12 protein-coding genes are annotated in these 14,562 nt (G+C 73.5%); 4 read left to right on the top strand and 8 right to left on the bottom strand.

The window, feature by feature from the left end; translation table 11 throughout:
- Both E1283_RS17480 and aceB read left to right on the top strand, forming a co-directional pair.
- Nucleotides 1-285: nucleotidyltransferase family protein (locus tag E1283_RS17480; RefSeq protein WP_165956157.1), on the top strand; the 285-nt coding region annotated here is incomplete at its 5' end.
- A 45-nt stretch (nt 286-330) separates the two neighbouring features.
- Nucleotides 331-1,923, top strand: coding sequence for a malate synthase A (aceB, locus tag E1283_RS17475; protein WP_132818995.1), 1,593 nt, complete (start codon nt 331-333; stop codon nt 1,921-1,923).
- Here the strand turns inward: aceB and E1283_RS17470 are convergent.
- The 8 genes from E1283_RS17470 to E1283_RS17435 all read right to left on the bottom strand — a co-directional run bounded on the left by E1283_RS17470 (nt 1,920) and on the right by E1283_RS17435 (nt 12,449).
- Nucleotides 1,920-3,179 (bottom strand): sulfite oxidase, encoded by a 1,260-nt coding sequence (locus E1283_RS17470; RefSeq protein WP_132818994.1) that lies wholly within the window; start codon nt 3,177-3,179, stop codon nt 1,920-1,922. The genes aceB and E1283_RS17470 overlap by 4 nt on opposite strands.
- 169 nt (nt 3,180-3,348) lie before the next feature.
- Nucleotides 3,349-3,762: a DUF7919 family protein gene (locus E1283_RS17465; RefSeq protein ID WP_132818993.1), complete on the bottom strand. Its 414-nt coding sequence runs from the start codon at nt 3,760-3,762 to the stop codon at nt 3,349-3,351.
- 23 nt (nt 3,763-3,785) lie between these two features.
- The gene (locus E1283_RS17460; protein WP_132818992.1) at nt 3,786-8,318 is read right to left on the bottom strand and encodes a putative adhesin; all 4,533 of its coding nucleotides are present in this window, start codon (nt 8,316-8,318) and stop codon (nt 3,786-3,788) included.
- Between the two features lie 168 nt (nt 8,319-8,486).
- The gene (locus tag E1283_RS17455; RefSeq protein WP_132818991.1) at nt 8,487-8,849 is read right to left on the bottom strand and encodes a hypothetical protein; all 363 of its coding nucleotides are present in this window, start codon (nt 8,847-8,849) and stop codon (nt 8,487-8,489) included.
- Between the two features lie 118 nt (nt 8,850-8,967).
- Nucleotides 8,968-9,375, bottom strand: coding sequence for a peptide-methionine (R)-S-oxide reductase MsrB (gene msrB, locus E1283_RS17450; protein ID WP_132818990.1), 408 nt, complete (start codon nt 9,373-9,375; stop codon nt 8,968-8,970).
- Nucleotides 9,376-9,412: 37 nt separating this feature from the next.
- Nucleotides 9,413-10,825, bottom strand: a complete 1,413-nt coding sequence (gene murC, locus E1283_RS17445) for a UDP-N-acetylmuramate--L-alanine ligase (protein WP_132818989.1) — start codon at nt 10,823-10,825, stop codon at nt 9,413-9,415.
- 188 nt (nt 10,826-11,013) lie between these two features.
- A complete protein-coding gene (locus E1283_RS17440; RefSeq protein ID WP_132818988.1) occupies nt 11,014-11,481 on the bottom strand; it encodes an indole-3-glycerol phosphate synthase in 468 nt (155 codons plus the stop codon).
- A 197-nt stretch (nt 11,482-11,678) separates the two neighbouring features.
- Nucleotides 11,679-12,449, bottom strand: coding sequence for a pyrimidine reductase family protein (locus tag E1283_RS17435; RefSeq protein WP_132818987.1), 771 nt, complete (start codon nt 12,447-12,449; stop codon nt 11,679-11,681).
- A gap of 61 nt (nt 12,450-12,510) precedes the next feature.
- On the opposite strand from E1283_RS17435, the gene zapE reads away from it, so the two are divergent.
- Both zapE and E1283_RS17425 read left to right on the top strand, forming a co-directional pair.
- Nucleotides 12,511-13,647 (top strand): cell division protein ZapE, encoded by a 1,137-nt coding sequence (zapE, locus tag E1283_RS17430; protein ID WP_425086192.1) that lies wholly within the window; start codon nt 12,511-12,513, stop codon nt 13,645-13,647.
- A 50-nt stretch (nt 13,648-13,697) separates the two neighbouring features.
- Nucleotides 13,698-14,540 carry a PPK2 family polyphosphate kinase gene (locus E1283_RS17425; RefSeq protein WP_132818985.1) on the top strand — a complete coding sequence of 281 codons (843 nt, stop codon included), beginning with the start codon at nt 13,698-13,700 and terminating at the stop codon, nt 14,538-14,540.
- Nucleotides 14,541-14,562: the final 22 nt, after the last annotated feature.

The raw sequence follows: 14,562 nt of genomic DNA, 5'->3' as shown, positions 1-14,562 counted from the left end.
CTGGTCGACCAGCCGGGGGTGGGGGCCGCGGCGATGGCGCGGGTGCTCGGCGCCTACCGCTCCCCCGACGCGTTGGCGGCGGCCGGCTACGGCGGGCGGCGCGGGCATCCGGTGCTGCTCGGCGCGGCGCACTTCGCCGGGGTGGCGGCCGAGGCGCGGGGCGACGCGGGGGCGCGCGGGTATCTGCGGGCACACGAGGACCGGATCACGCTGGTGGAGTGCGGGGACGTGGCCGTGCCCGACGACGTCGACGAGCCGGGAGATCTCATTGATCTTCCATCATGAGGAAACTAACATCCGTTATCAGCCTCGCCAAAGGAGTGACCGCCCATGTCCGCCGTCACCGTCGCAGCCCCGGCCGTCCTGCCCCGGCAGGAGGAGGTGCTGACCGAGGAGGCGCTCGACTTTCTCGCCGAGTTGCACCGGCGGTTCACGCCACGCCGGGACGAGCTGCTCGAACGGCGCGCCCACCGCCGCGCCGAGATCGCCAGGACCGGCGCGCTCGACTTCCTGCCCACGGTCGCCGTCCGCGAGGAGGACTGGCAGGTGGCACCGGCACCGCCGGCCCTGCTCGACCGCCGGGTGGAGATCACCGGCCCGACCGACCGCAAGATGACCGTCAACGCGCTCAACTCCGGGGCCAGGATCTGGCTCGCCGACTTCGAGGACGCCTCGTCCCCCACCTGGGCCAACGTCGTCGGCGGCCAGCTGAGCCTGGCGGACGCCTTCCGCCGGCGCGTCGACTTCACCGACGAGCGCGGCAAGCGGTACGCGCTGCGTCCCGACGAGGAGTTGGCCACCGTCGTGATGCGGCCGCGCGGCTGGCATCTCGACGAGCGGCACCTCACGGTGGACGGCCGCCCGATCCCCGGCGCGCTGGTCGACTTCGGGCTCTACTTCCTGCACAACGCGGCCCGGCTGATCGAGCTCGGCAAGGGCCCGTACTTCTACCTCCCCAAGCTGGAGTCGCACCTCGAGGCGCGGCTGTGGAACGACGTGTTCACATACGCCCAGGAGGCGCTCGACATCCCGCAGGGCACGGTGCGGGCCACCGTGCTGATCGAGACCATCACGGCCGCCTTCGAGATGGAGGAGATCCTCTACGAGCTCCGCGACCACGCCTCGGGGCTCAACGCGGGCCGCTGGGACTACCTGTTCTCCCTCGTCAAGAACTTCCGCGACGCCGGCCCCGGTTACGTCCTGCCGGACCGCAACGCGGTCACGATGACGGCCCCGTTCATGCGCGCCTACACCGAACTCCTGGTCCGCACCTGCCACCGGCGGGGCGCGCACGCCATCGGCGGCATGGCCGCGTTCATCCCGTCCCGGGACGAGGCGGCCAACGCCGAGGCGTTCGAGCGGGTCAGGGCCGACAAGGACCGGGAGGCCGGGGACGGCTTCGACGGCTCCTGGGTGGCACACCCCGGCCTGGTCGAGGTGGCCAGGGCGTCCTTCGACGCGGTGCTCGGCGACCGGCCGCACCAGAAGGACCGGCTGCGCGAGGACGTCAAGGTCACCGCGGCCGACCTGCTGGCCATCGACTCGCTGACCGCCCGCCCCACCAACGACGGCCTGTGCAACGCCATCCAGGTCGGCACCCGCTACCTCCAGTCCTGGCTGGCCGGCCGGGGCGCGGTCGCCGTGTTCAACCTGATGGAGGACGTGGCGACCGCCGAGATCTCCCGCTCGCAGATCTGGCAGTGGATCAACGCCGGCGTGGTGCTGGACAACGGCGAGACGGTCACCCACGACTACGTGTGCCAGGTGGCCGCCGACCAGCTGGTGGCGATCCGCGACGAGGTCGGCGAGGACGAGTTCGTCGCGGGCCGCTGGGAGCGGGCCTACGACCTGCTGCTGCGGATCGCCCTCGACGAGACCTACGTCGACTTCCTGACGCTGCCGGCCTACGAGTTGCTGGACTAGGCCACCGCCACCTGGTGCCGCACGACCGCGCCGAACAGGTAGCCCTGCTGGTTGGGGACCGAGCGGTCCGGCTGGCTCGCGCCCGTCACGTCCGTGGCGCGGGCCAGCAGCTCCGCCCGCCCGGGGGCCGCCGGCGTCCACTCCGTCGACCAGCGCACCCAGCCGTCCCGGCGCGGTGCGTCGTGCAGCCGGGCCGGGCGCCAGCTGGCGCCGCCGTCCGTGGAGACGTCGACCGCCCGCACCCCGCCGGCGCCCGACCAGGAACGGCCGGTGAGCCGGTGTTCCCGGCCGACGGCGAGCGGGGCGTCCCACGGCAGCTCGAAGGCGCTCTTGAGGGTCTGCCGGGTGAGCGGCGCGCTGCCCTCCGGCGGGTGGTCGGGCCCGAACAGCCGGTACAGATCGGTGTTCCAGGGGCTGTAAAGCGGCTCGGCGCTGACCTCGATGTCGCCGACCCACTTGATCGAGGAGATCCCCACCCAGGACGGCACGAGCACCCGCACCGGATGGCCGTGGTCGGGTGGCAACGGCTCGCCGTTCATCTCGTAGGCCAGCAGCACGTCATCGAGGGCCTTGGCCAGCGGCAGCGGGCGCCGCACGTGGCCCATGCCGCTGCCGTCGGCGGCGAACACCTCGTCGTCCAGGCCGCGCGGCTGGACGTCCACCGCGCGCCGGGAGACGCCGGCCAGCCGCAGCACGTCGCGGAGCCGGGCGCCGCGCCAGCGGGCCACGCCGACGGCGCCCAGCGTCCAGGCGGTGCCGCTGACGGTCTCGCCCTGCTGACTGGTGTAGAAGCTGCGGCCGTTGCCCGCGCACTCGACGAACGCGGTGTGCTCGACGGCGGGCAGCGCCCGCAGCGCCGCCAGGTCGAACTCGGCCTCGCCGCCCGCCAGGCCGCTCCCCCACACCCGCAACCGCCAGGCGTCGGCGTCGAGTCGGGGCGTCGTGGTGTGGTTGCGGACGAAGAACAGCGCGTTGGGGGTGTGGTAGCCGACGCCGCGCAGCGCGGCGAAGCGGGTCTCGGCGTTGGTGCCGCGGATCGTGAAGTGCTCCTCGGGCAGCGGCTTGACGATGCCGGCCGCGGCGGGGGCGGCACCGGTGGGGGCGGCCGCGAGGGCGGTGCGCGGAAGCGCGGCCGCCACGCCGGCGGCGGCCAGCAGCCCGAGCAGCTGCCGGCGGCCGACGCCCTCGGCGCGTGCCCGGCCGGCGAGCCACTGGCGCAACCGGCGGCGGTCGTACGTCGTCTCGTCGGTGGTCATGCCACCCGATCCTGCTGGGCGACGGCCCGGGACTCCATTGCGGCACATTGCCGCTCGATGAACTTCTCCCAGCCGGCGGCGGATCCGGCCGGCGATTCCCCGGGAGACACCTGACCCTGCCGACTCACGGGCTGCTCGACCGGCCGCGGCGGCACGGGTCCCGCGGGGCTCAGCCGACGACCCGGGCGGCGGTCACCGCCTCCACGAAGGCCGCGGGCGGCAGGTAGGCGTGGGCCGTGACGTAGTGGTACACGAGTGTGGGCGCGATCAGCCAGGCACCGTCCACGCCGGCGACCCTGACCTCGGCCGAGCCGAGCAGGACTTGCCGCCCTTCGATCTCCACGTGGACGGGCTCCAGGCCGCAGCCACCGAGCCCGGCGAGGCCGCAGCGGTGGATGCCCCGGGTCCTGGCCCGGGGCTGGTCGCGGCAGAGCAGGCCGAGCCGCCGCGCGAAGCCGGCGGGGGCCGGGCCCTGTGCGAAGGGGTGGGAGCCGTCCAGCCAGCCGACGGTGCGGGCGGTGACGCCCGCGGGCACCGTCGCCGGCAGGTAGGCGTAGGGGGCCAGGTCGGGGTAGTAGGTCATCGTCCGTCCACTCCACTGTCCGGTCACGGTCCGTAGACGTCGCGGCACGCCGCCCAGTGCACCCGGCCCATGTTGGGCTCCAGCAGGTCGGAGAGCCGGGTGGCCACGTCCACGGTTCTGGCCTGGCCGAGGACGACCAGGTCGCCCGGGGGCCGGAGCCAGTAGTTGGGCACCTCGCTGCCCGGGCCGAACAGCTCGGCGGGCCGGGGCGACTCGAGTTCGATGTCGTTGGCGAAGTCGTCCGTGATGCTCTCCCCGTGCCGACAGTACATGGCCACCGAGGTCCCCTCGGGCACGACCGCGGTGCGGACGTCCCAGTGGTCGATGTCGCCGTGGCCGCTGAACACCGTCTCCCCGTCGGCACGGCCGCCCGGGTCGGGGAAGAGACCGTCGTCCGGCACGTCGGGCACGGCCCCGCCCCCCTCGTAGGCGGCCAGGCCGAGCAGGTCGGTGAACCGGTGCGGGTTGGGCACGTAGGCCACCGGGTTGGCGGCGGGCGCCAGGCCGAGCGGGTCGGGCGAGGTGTAGCGGCCGATGGCCGGGTCGTAGTGGCGGTGGACGTTGTAGTGCCAACCGGTCTCGGCGTCGGCGTACTGGCCGGGAAACCGCAACGGGGTGTCCGTGGTGGCGCCGGCGGCCGGGACGCCGAGGCCCCAGAGGGTGGGGCGGGCGCGCCAGGCGATCCCGCCCGCCTCGTCGACCAGTTCGGTCGGCGTGCCGACCAGGTCGCTGACGATGGCGTAGAAGCGGGCGTCGGTGTCGTCCTGCCGTTCGGTCTGGGCGACGGCGCGCCGCCCGTCGTAGTCCCAGCTCACGGTGGCTCCGCCCGTGTCCCGGCGGCCCGTCGTGACCTGTTCGACCAGCAGCGGACCGGCCCAGCTGAAGTCGGTGCGCTCCACCACGGTGCCGTCGGCCGCGTGCCGCCGCTTCGCGACGCGGCGGCCGAAGGGGTCGTACAGATAGGTCCAGCGGGTTCCGTCGGGAGTGGTGACGGCCGCCAGCCGGCCCTCGGCGTCCCAGGTGTAACGCCAACGGTCGGGCTTGCGGGACAACCTGGTGGTCTGGCGCACGATGGTGCGGCCGGCGTCGTCGTAGACGTACCGGGTCCGGCCGGCCGTGGTGACGCGGGTGCCGGTGCGCGTGCGCGGGCCGGCCTCGTCCGCGCCGGCGGCGGCCGCCGGCCAGTGGGCCACGGTCTGGTCACCCGCGGCGTCGTAGGCGTAGCGCTCGGTCCAGTTGTGGCCCGTGACACCGGTGACCCGCCGCATGGCGTCGAGGTCGAACGCACGGTCGCCGTCGAGGGAGTCGGTGAGCCCCGTGAGCTGGTGGTCGGCCCGGTAGCGGTAGCCGCGTTCGCGCATGGTGCGGGAGCCCACGGTGACGGTCTGCCGGCTGAGCCGGCCGAGGTCGTCCCACGCCTGGTCGAGGCCCACCCGCGCGTCGATGGTGCGCCGCAGCTCGTGGCCGGCGGCGTCGCGCTGGACGGCCATGTGGTGCCGGTCGCTGGTGAGGGTGACCCGACGGCCCGCGGCGTCGTACCCGTGGCCGGTGCGGTGGCCGCTGGGGGTGGTGGTGGACGTGAGCCGACCGAGGAGGTCGTACTCGTGGCTGACCGTGCGGCCGTCGCAGGTCTCGGAGAGCAGCCGGCCCATCGGGTCCCAGACCCGCTCGACCTCGACGTCCGGGCCGGTGGCGCGCAGGACGCGGCCTTCCGCGTCGAGGGTGAAGTCGGTGCGCACCCCGGCCGTCTCGGACCTGACGACATGGCCGGCGCTGTCCCGGGTATAGCGGGTGACCGAGCCTTGGGGGCACCTCCCGGCGTTGGCTGGGGGAGGGCCGGTGCGTGAGGCGAGCCGGCCACGGGCGTCATGGGTGTAGCTGAAGGAGCGGCCGTCGAAGTCGGTCTCCGCCACGGTGCGGCCGACCGGGTCGTGGGCGTACTCCCAGGTCAGTCCGTCGGGACCGGTGACCCGGGTGAGACGCAGCTCGGTGTCCCTGGTGAAGTGGTGGCGGGTGCCGTCGGGATCGGTGCGGGTGGCGACCTGGTCGAACGGGCCGTAGGTCCAACGGGTGGTGGCGCCGTGCTGGTCGGTGAGCGAGAGCGGGTTGCCGCCCGCGTCCCAGGTCCAGCTCCGGGTACCGCTCCGGGCGTCGGTCACCCGCAGCGGCCTGCCCTCGAGCGTCCACTCCACGCGCGTGGTGGCGCCGAGCGGGTCCGTGCGGCACACGGGCCGGCCGAACGCGTCGCGCCGGGTGGTCACCGTGCCGCCGAGCGGGTCGGTGACGGCCAGCCGCAGTCCGGCGGCGTCAGTCTCGACGCGGGTGGTGTTGCCGAGCGCGGACGTGGTCGAGGTGTGCCGGCCCCGTTCGTCGTACGTGTACCCGGTGATCGCCCCGACGGGGTCGACGACCCGCACCAGGTTGCCCCGCTCGTCGAACTCCCGCCGCCAGCCGAGGCCGTCGGCGCCGACGACCTCGGTCCACCGCCCGTCCCCGTCGCGGGTGAAGCGGGTGCGCCGACCGTCCGGCCGTACCAGCTCGGCGAGTTCGCCGCGTTCGTCGTAGGCGCAGGTGGTGGTGTGCCCCAGAGGGTCGGTGAGTGACAGCAGCCGGTCGTAGCGGTCGTAGTCGCGCAGGGTGCGGTGGCCGCGCGCGTCGGTCTCGGCGACCAGTTGGTAGCAGTCGTTGAACTCGTAGACCGTGGTGTGGCCGAGCGAGTCGGTGAAGCGGGTGCGGCCGGTCTCCGTGTCGTAGTCGATGGTGCTGCTGAGCACCCCGTCGACCCCCTCGGTGGCGACGCACCGTCCCTGGGCGTCGTACCGGTACCGGTACCAGGTGCCGGTGCGGTCGACCCAGCCCGTCATCCGGCGGGCACGGTCGTAGCCGAACGTCAGCGGCACCCCGGTGGAGTCGCGGATCTCCGCCAGGTTGCCGCGCTCGTCGTATCCGTAGCGCAGGAGCACCGGCCGGTCCGGAGCGCTGAGCAGCCGGAGTTCGGTGAGCCGCCCGCCCTCGGTGGTGACGCCGACGTGGTAGCCGGCGTCGTGTGTCAGGTCGGTGGGAGCCCCGTTCGCGTCGTGGGCCACGCGGATGCGGTTGCCGTGCCGGTCGGATATCGCCGTGAGAGGGAGTTCGGCTCCCGGCCGGCCGGGGACGGCGTCGAAGTGCAGGACGCGATCGGCCTCCGGCTGCCGCACGGTCATCTCGCCGCCGGGCCGGCCGTCCCAGGAGAGCTCCCAGCGGGGGCCTTCGACGGGCAGCACCGGCGCGTCCGGCAGTGGCCTGGGGTAGTCGAGGAGCATGCCGTCATCGGTGATCAGCCGTACCCCGGCGGGCTCCAGGAGGAGCCGCTGGTCCAGCGTGCAGGTCCACGACGGCCCGAGCCAGCCGCCGGTGCGCAGCCCGGTGCGGTGGTGTCGGCGCAGGACGAGCGGCAGCACGCCCGGGAGCCGCAGATCGGTCACGTCCATGACCATCTGGCCGGAGGCCATGTCGATCGGGTCGGAGCGCAACACGAGGTCGTCGCCCGCCCTGCCGGACCTGCGGACCGCGCGCCCCAGGCCGAGGGCCCCCTGGCGCAGTCCGCGCAGGCCGGTGGTGGCGAGGGAGCGCATGCCACGCGCCAACCCACCGAGGGTGGTCAGGCCCTTCATGCCCGGAATACAGTCCAACGCCGCGAACGCCACGTCCCACAACGACGCCCGGCCGTTGGCGTAGTCGTGGAGCGTGTCGGCCAACACCACCAACGCCGCCGCGAGGACGATCAGGGCGAGGGGACCACCGATGATCATCACCACGATACCGAGGACGGCGACGACGACCTTGCACACCTCGACGATGGTGTCCCAGTTCTCCGACACCCAGTGAACGGCGTCCTCCCACCACCGCCGGTTCCGGATACCGGCGTCGGACGCCTCGTCGATCCCGCCGGCACAGGCCCTGGCCGCCTCCTCGCGCATCTCCTTGGCGTCCAGGGCCAGTTGGCGCGCGGCGGACAGCGCCTCCTCGGCGCTGTCGACCTCTCCCCTGGCGGAGGACGCGGCCTGGCCGGCGGCGTTCGCGTCCCGGGTCGCCGCCCGCACCTCCGCCTCGGACGGCGGCTCGACGCCCTCCCGCTCCCCCTCGCGTTCGAGGCGGTCGGCCTCGTCACCGGCCCGCGACACCCAGTCCTGGGCGTCCGTCAACGCCGCCTGCGCCGAGGAGAGATCGGCCTGCGCCGCGATCGCCCGGTCCAACGCGCGGTCCGCCATGCCCTGCGCCGTCTCCAGTTTCGGCACGTACATCTGCAAAGCCCGCGCGGCCATGTCGTAGGACGCCTGGAGCTTCTCCAGGTTGCCCGGCACCCCGTCGAACTCCGACCGGAACGCCTCGGCCGACAACCCGGCCCAGTCCATCACCGCCCGGTCCTCCGACATCCCCCGCACCCGGCCCAACGCCTCGCCCACGTCGTCCGCGAACGTCTGGAGGCCGTCGGAGAGTTCACGGACCTCGTCCGGACTTCCCGGCGTCGGGTCCGAGTCCATGTCGACCGGCGACCAGTCAGACGAACGTGCCACGCTCTTTCCCCCGTGATGATCAAACGACGTACTGAGCCCTCGACCATACGGCAACCGGCAGGTCAGGGACGTTTCAACGGGCCCGGGACGACGGGCCGTTGCCCATCCCGCCCCTTGTCGAGACGGGGTGAGGGAGAAGTGACGAGAACGCGCGAGCGGGCGGCACCGTCAGGGCACGGTGCAGACGACGACGGCCCGCACCGTCTGCGCGGTGTTGCCGATGTTCTTGGCGACCACGAACCAACCGGTGCCGAGCGGGACGGAGTCGGTCACGTAGATGTCGAAGGCACTGGTCCCGTGGCCACCGCCGGTGGGCACCTGCCCGGCCGGGCAGGTCACCTCGGCGGAGCCGAATCCGCCGGGCTGGATCGTCGTCGGAGGGCCGTCGAACCGGTTGTGCGCGGCCAGCGGCGCGGTCGCCGCCGGCTTCACCCCCGCGGCGCCGTCACGGTGGACGGTGGCGGCCGCGGTCGCCATGCCGGTGAGGACGATGGCGGTGCTGGTCAGGGCGAGGACGCGGGTGCGTCTCATCTCGGCCTCCGGGTGTGCGGGGGAAGAGCACCTCACACGCTACGGAGGGCGGACGACAGCAGACAGGGCGTGATGGGCGTGGTGCCCCGGCGCGTGAAGCCAGGGCACCGCGCGCGGCTCACTCGCCCGATTCGAGCCGGATGGCGATGGAGTTGATGCAGTAGCGAAGGTCGGTCGGCGTGCCGTAGCCCTCGCCCTCGAAGACGTGGCCCAGGTGGGAGCCGCAGGTGGCGCAGAGCACCTCGGTGCGGGGCCGACCGGGCAGCGAGCGGTCCTCACGGGTCTCGACGGCGTCCGTGCTCGCCGGGTCGTAGAAGGACGGCCAGCCGCAGTGCGACTCGAACTTGGTGGCCGAGCGGAACAGCTCGGCGCCGCAGGCACGGCAGTTGTAGACGCCGATGGTCTTGGAATCCGTGTACTCGCCGGTGAAGGCCCGCTCGGTGCCGGCCTGGCGCAGCACCTGGTACTCGTCGGCGGAGAGCTGGGCGCGCCACTCCTCGTCGGACTTCTCGACCTTGTATCCCATGGAGTGCTCCTTCGAAGTCGTCGGGTTCGCGGTGCCGTCAGCGCTCGGCGAGCCGGGCGAGGATCCTCGGGCCGAGGTCGGTGACGTCGCCCGCTCCCATGGTGAGAACGAGATCGCCCGGCCGGGCCATTCCCGCGACGGCGTCGGGGACGGCGGCCTTGTCGTGCTCGGCCCGGGCGTCGGCGCCGGCCGCCAGGGCGGCGTCGATGATCAGCCGGCTGGTGACGCCGGGGATCGGGTCCTCGCGGGCCGGATAGATGTCGAGCACCAGGGAGGCGTCGGCCAGCGCCAGGGACCCGCCCATCTCGTGGGCCAGCTCGCGGGTGCGGCTGAAGAGGTGCGGCTGGAAGACGACCAGGACCCGGCCGTCGCCCTGGGCCGCGCCACGGATGGCCTCCAGGTCCGCGGACATCTCGGTGGGGTGGTGGGCGTAGGAGTCGACGACCTGGACGCCGCCCGCCTCGCCCTTGGGCTGGAGGCGGCGGCGGACCCCGGTGTAGTCGCCTAGCGCGCGGGCCAGTTCCTCGGCCGGCACGCCGGCGGCCACGCCGGCCGCGAGCGCGGCGACGGCGTTGTGGGCGTAGTGCCGGCCGGGGACGGAGACCCGGAAGGTGAGCTCGCGCCCGTGCTCGGGCCCGTGCTCGCGCCCGTGCTCCGGCCCGTCGAGCAGCACGGTGACGGTGCTGGTCAGCCCGGCGGGCGCGACGCGCAGCACGCGCACGGTGGCGTCCTCGGCCTCGCCGTAGGTGACGAGGCGCAGCCCCTCGCGGCCGGCGAGGCGGGCGGTCAGCTTGCGGGCGCCCTCCTGGTCGGCGTTGACGACCAGGGTGCCGCCGGGCACCACGCGGTCGGCGAAGGTCTCGAAGGAGTCGTAGATCTCGTCCATCGACGCGTAGTTGGCGTGGTGGTCGAGCTCCACGTTGAGGATGATCGCGACCTCGGGCCGGTAGCGGTGGAAGCTGCGGTCGCTCTCGTCGGCCTCGGCGACGAAGAGCTCTCCCTCGCCGTGCTCGGCGTTGGAGCCGGGCGCGTCCAGGTCGCCGCCGATGGCGTAGGAGGGGTCGAGGCCGAGGGCGGTCAGGCTGACCGCGAGCATCGAGGTGGTGGTGGTCTTGCCGTGGGTGCCGGCGACGGCGAGGGTGCGGCGGCCGGTCATCAGCGCGGCGAGCGCGTCGGAGCGGTGGACGACGGGGATGCCGCGCCTGGTGGCCTCGGACAGCTCGGGGTTGTCCTCGCGGATGGCGCTCGAGACGACGACGCAGCTGGCGGCCTCGGAGAGGTGCGCCGCGTCGTGGCCGACGTGCACCAGGGCGCCGAGGTCGCGGAGCGCGGCGGCGGTCTCGGAGTCGCGGGAGTCGCTGCCGGCGACCAGGGCGCCGCGGCGGGTGAGGATCTTGGCGATGCCCGACATGCCCGCGCCGCCGATGCCGATGAAGTGGGGCCGTTCCATCGTCGGCGGGATGGCCGGGACGGCCTCATCCGATGCCGGCGAGGTTCCCGGTGCCGGTGAAGCGGGCATACGTGTGTCTCCCTGGTCTCCCTGGCGGGCGGCGTGCCCCCCGATTGTCGCACCCTGGCCGTGACGGGTCGGTCCGCCGCGTCGTGGGGCGGTACCGGACGACGCGGCGTCGCGCGGGGTCATTCGGCGTGCGCGAAGAGCTTGAGCACCGGCACGCCGACCCGGTGTCGGGCCCGGGAGGCCCAGTCGCGGTGGAACAGCTCCTCCACGTAGTGCGGGGCGGTGAGCACGATGACCTCGTCGGCGCCGGTCTCCTCGACCACCGAGGTCAGCAGGTCGAGCGGATGGTCGTCGATCAGGCGGCCGACCGCCTCGGCGCCGGTGGCGCGCAGCGCGTCGAGCGAGTGGCCGAGTGCGGCCTGGGCCGGGCCCTCGGCCTCCTCGCCCTCGGGCACGTCGGCCTCCTGGACGGCGTCGCGGAGTTCGCCGAGCGCGACGTCGTCCAGGGCGCGGAGGAGCCGGTCCTGGTCGCCGCGCGGTTGCATCAGCACCACGAACGACTGCCGCTCGTCGCCGTGCAGGGTGGTGACGAGCTGAACGTCGGTGGGCACCATGGGCTTTTCGATCATCAGTACTGTCGTGATCACGGTGAGCGCCCTTCCTCGGGGGCCGGGACCCGCGCATCCCGGCGAAAGTCATCCCCGTGGTCGCCGGCGGTCGCCGGTGCGGTCGCCCGCGTCGCACGAGGGGTGTGCGCTGTTGAGTCTGCCCACATCAGGATAAGCGGAACGTCCCATTCCGCAGATCGTCGGATCCGGTGCCGAACGGACGGCCGGCGGGCCGGTCAGGGGCGGCGGTAGCGGCCGAACAGGAAACCGGACTCGGCGAGCAGGTCCGTCAGCTCCAGGTCGACCGGGTCCGGGATCTCCGGGCCGCTCATCACCCGGGGCGCGGTGCCCACGGTGAACCGTGGCGAGACGGTCAGGCACAGCTCGTCGACCACGCCGGCGGCGGCCAGTTGGCCGAGCAGCCGGGGGCCGCCCTCGGTCAGCAGCCGGGTGTGGCCGCGCCTGACCAGCTCCGGCTTGATCCGGCGCGGGTCGACACCGGCCTGGTCGCCCGCGGTGATCACCTCGGCGCCGGCCTCCCTGGCGGCGAGCAGACGGGCGTGCGGCGCCTTGGCACCCGTGATGACCAGCGTCGGCACCTCGGGCTCGGTGAACAGCGGCAGCGAGAAGTCCAGGTGCAGGCTGGCGCTGACGACGGCGATGGCCGGCACCACGGTCTGCCCGGCCGCCGCCCGGCGCTCGGCGAACTCCGCGCGCCGGCGCGCGGGCCGGTAGCGCTCCTCGCGGACGGTCTCCGCGCCCACGATCACCACGTCGGCCAGAGCCCGGAGCACCCCGAAGATCCGCATGTCGGCGGCGTTGGACAGCGGCTTCGACCGCCCGCCGTGGTGCGCGGCGCCGTCCAACGACGACACCATGTTGGCCCGCAGCCAGCCCGCGCCGGCCGCCGCGGCCGCCGGATAGGCGTAGGCCTCCGCGAGCTCGTCGAGCGCCCACTCGCGCTCGGGCTCGCCAGGGGACTCGGGGCCGGGATACAGGCGTCGCATGGGGCGCAGTGTGGCACACGACGCGGCGGCGACCCGTCGTCCCGGTTTACAGTGGGAGACTGTGTCAGCCAGCACCACTCCAGACCCCGCCGGCGGCCCCTCGGGCGAACCCACCGGTCAGCGCGGCGGCCCGATATCCGGGCCGGATGCCGGGCCCACGGCCCTGTGCTCCCGCGAACCGTACGTCCCGGCCGAACGCCTCGTCGCCGAGCTGGTGCCACCGCCCCGCTTCGACACCGTGCGCTTCGACAACTACATACCCGACCCGAACCAGCCGTCGCAGCGGTCGGCGGTCAAGGCGCTCGACGAGTTCGCGTCCGGGCTCGGCGGCGCCCACGCGACCGGCGAGGGCCGGCGCGGCCTGTGGCCGCGCCGCCAGCGTCGCCCCAGCACGCCGGAGCCGCGCGGCGTCTACCTGGACGGCGGTTACGGCGTCGGCAAGACCCACCTGCTGGCCTCGCTGTGGCACGCGGTCCCGGCGGCGCCCGAGTTCAAGGCGTTCGGCACCTTCGTGGAGCTGACCAACCTGGTCGGCGCCCTCGGCTTCCAGCAGACCGTGCGCACCCTGTCCGAGCATCGCCTGCTCTGCATCGACGAGTTCGAGCTCGACGACCCGGGCGACACGGTGCTGGTCTCCTCACTGCTGAGCAGGCTGGTCACCGAGGGCGTGGCACTCGCCGCCACCTCGAACACCCTGCCGGGCAAGCTCGGCGAGGGCCGCTTCGCCGCGGCCGACTTCCTGCGTGAGATCCAGGGCCTGGCCGCCCACTTCCGCCCACTGCGGATCGACGGCGAGGACTACCGGCACCGCGGTCTGCCCGCCCCGCCGGCCCCGCACGAGGAGGAAGCGGTCACCCGGCTCGCCCACCACCACCCCGGCGCCTCGCTCGACGACTTCGGCGGGCTCCTCGACCACCTCGCGCGGGTCCACCCCAGCCGGTACGGCGCACTGTGCGAGGGCGTCACGGCCGTCTGCCTGACGGGCGTCCGGGCGGTGCCCGACCAGACGACCGCGCTGCGGCTCGTGGTGCTCGCGGACCGGCTCTACGACCGGGAGATCCCGGTGGTGGCCGCCGGCACGCCCTTCGACCGGCTGTTCAGCGAGGAGATGCTGGCCGGCGGCTACCGGAAGAAGTACTTCCGGGCGATCTCCCGGCTCACCTCGCTGGCCAGGGACGGCGAACGGCTGACCGCCTGAGCCCGCCCCCTCCGGTGGCGGGCCGCCGCCTTCGGCGACATCATCGGAACATGGCGAGCGACGTCCGTGGCCGGCTGGCGATCCAGCCGGGCGATCACGTGAAACTCTCCGACCTCCCGGCCGACGCCACCCCCGGCTTCGACGGCAAGAAGAGCCAGGCCGTACGGGAGGTCGCCGACATGGGCAGAGAACTGGCCGGCCTCCAGGAACGGCTCTACGCGGCCGCCTCCGAGGGCGACCGGCGGCGGGTGGTGGTGGTGCTCCAGGGCATGGACACCGCGGGCAAGGGCGGCACGGTCAAGCACGTCATCAGCCACCTCAACCCGGCCGGCTGCCGCATCCGCGCCTTCAAGGCGCCGAGCGAGGAGGAGAAGCGGCAGCACTTCCTGTGGCGCATCGACAACGGGCTGCCGCAGGCCGGCGAGATCGGCATCTTCGACCGCTCGCACTACGAGGACGTGCTGGTGGTCCGGGTGCACGACCTGGTGCCGGAGTCGGTCTGGTCGCGCCGCTACAAGCAGATCAACCACTGGGAACGGATGCTCGCCGACGACGGCGTCACCTGGATCAAGGTCTTCCTCCACATCAGCCGCGGCGAACAGCGCAAACGACTGCTCCGCCGGCTCGACCGCCCCGACAAGCACTGGAAGTTCAGCGCCAACGACGTCCGCGAGCGGGCGCTCTGGCCGGACTACCGGACGGCGTACACCACCGTCCTGGAACGCTGCTCGACCGAGGCGGCACCGTGGTACGTGGTACCCGCCGACCACAAGTGGTACCGCAACTGGGCGGTCAGCCACCTGCTGCTCGAGCACCTGCGCGACCTGGACCCGCGATACCCGCCGGGCACCTTCGACCCGAAACAGGCCCGAGCCGCCCTGCTCCGCACCTGACCCCGCCTTCCGGGGTTTCCCC

Origin of the sequence: Streptomyces hainanensis (genome assembly GCF_004348415.1) — a bacterium.
Lineage (GTDB): Bacteria > Actinomycetota > Actinomycetes > Streptomycetales > Streptomycetaceae > Streptomyces > Streptomyces hainanensis.
This window is presented reverse-complemented; position numbering and strand designations above follow the sequence as displayed.

Bases quoted from the DNA above. Each gene is read 5' to 3' on its own strand.
- aceB (WP_132818995.1), top strand. From the start codon at position 331: ATGTCCGCCGTCACCGTCGCAGCCCCGGCCGTCCTGCCCCGGCAGGAG.
- E1283_RS17470 (WP_132818994.1), bottom strand. From the start codon at position 3,179: ATGACCACCGACGAGACGACGTACGACCGCCGCCGGTTGCGCCAGTGG.
- E1283_RS17465 (WP_132818993.1), bottom strand. From the start codon at position 3,762: ATGACCTACTACCCCGACCTGGCCCCCTACGCCTACCTGCCGGCGACG.
- E1283_RS17455 (WP_132818991.1), bottom strand. From the start codon at position 8,849: ATGAGACGCACCCGCGTCCTCGCCCTGACCAGCACCGCCATCGTCCTC.
- msrB (WP_132818990.1), bottom strand. From the start codon at position 9,375: ATGGGATACAAGGTCGAGAAGTCCGACGAGGAGTGGCGCGCCCAGCTC.
- murC (WP_132818989.1), bottom strand. From the start codon at position 10,825: ATGGAACGGCCCCACTTCATCGGCATCGGCGGCGCGGGCATGTCGGGC.
- E1283_RS17435 (WP_132818987.1), bottom strand. From the start codon at position 12,449: ATGCGACGCCTGTATCCCGGCCCCGAGTCCCCTGGCGAGCCCGAGCGC.
- E1283_RS17425 (WP_132818985.1), top strand. From the start codon at position 13,698: ATGGCGAGCGACGTCCGTGGCCGGCTGGCGATCCAGCCGGGCGATCAC.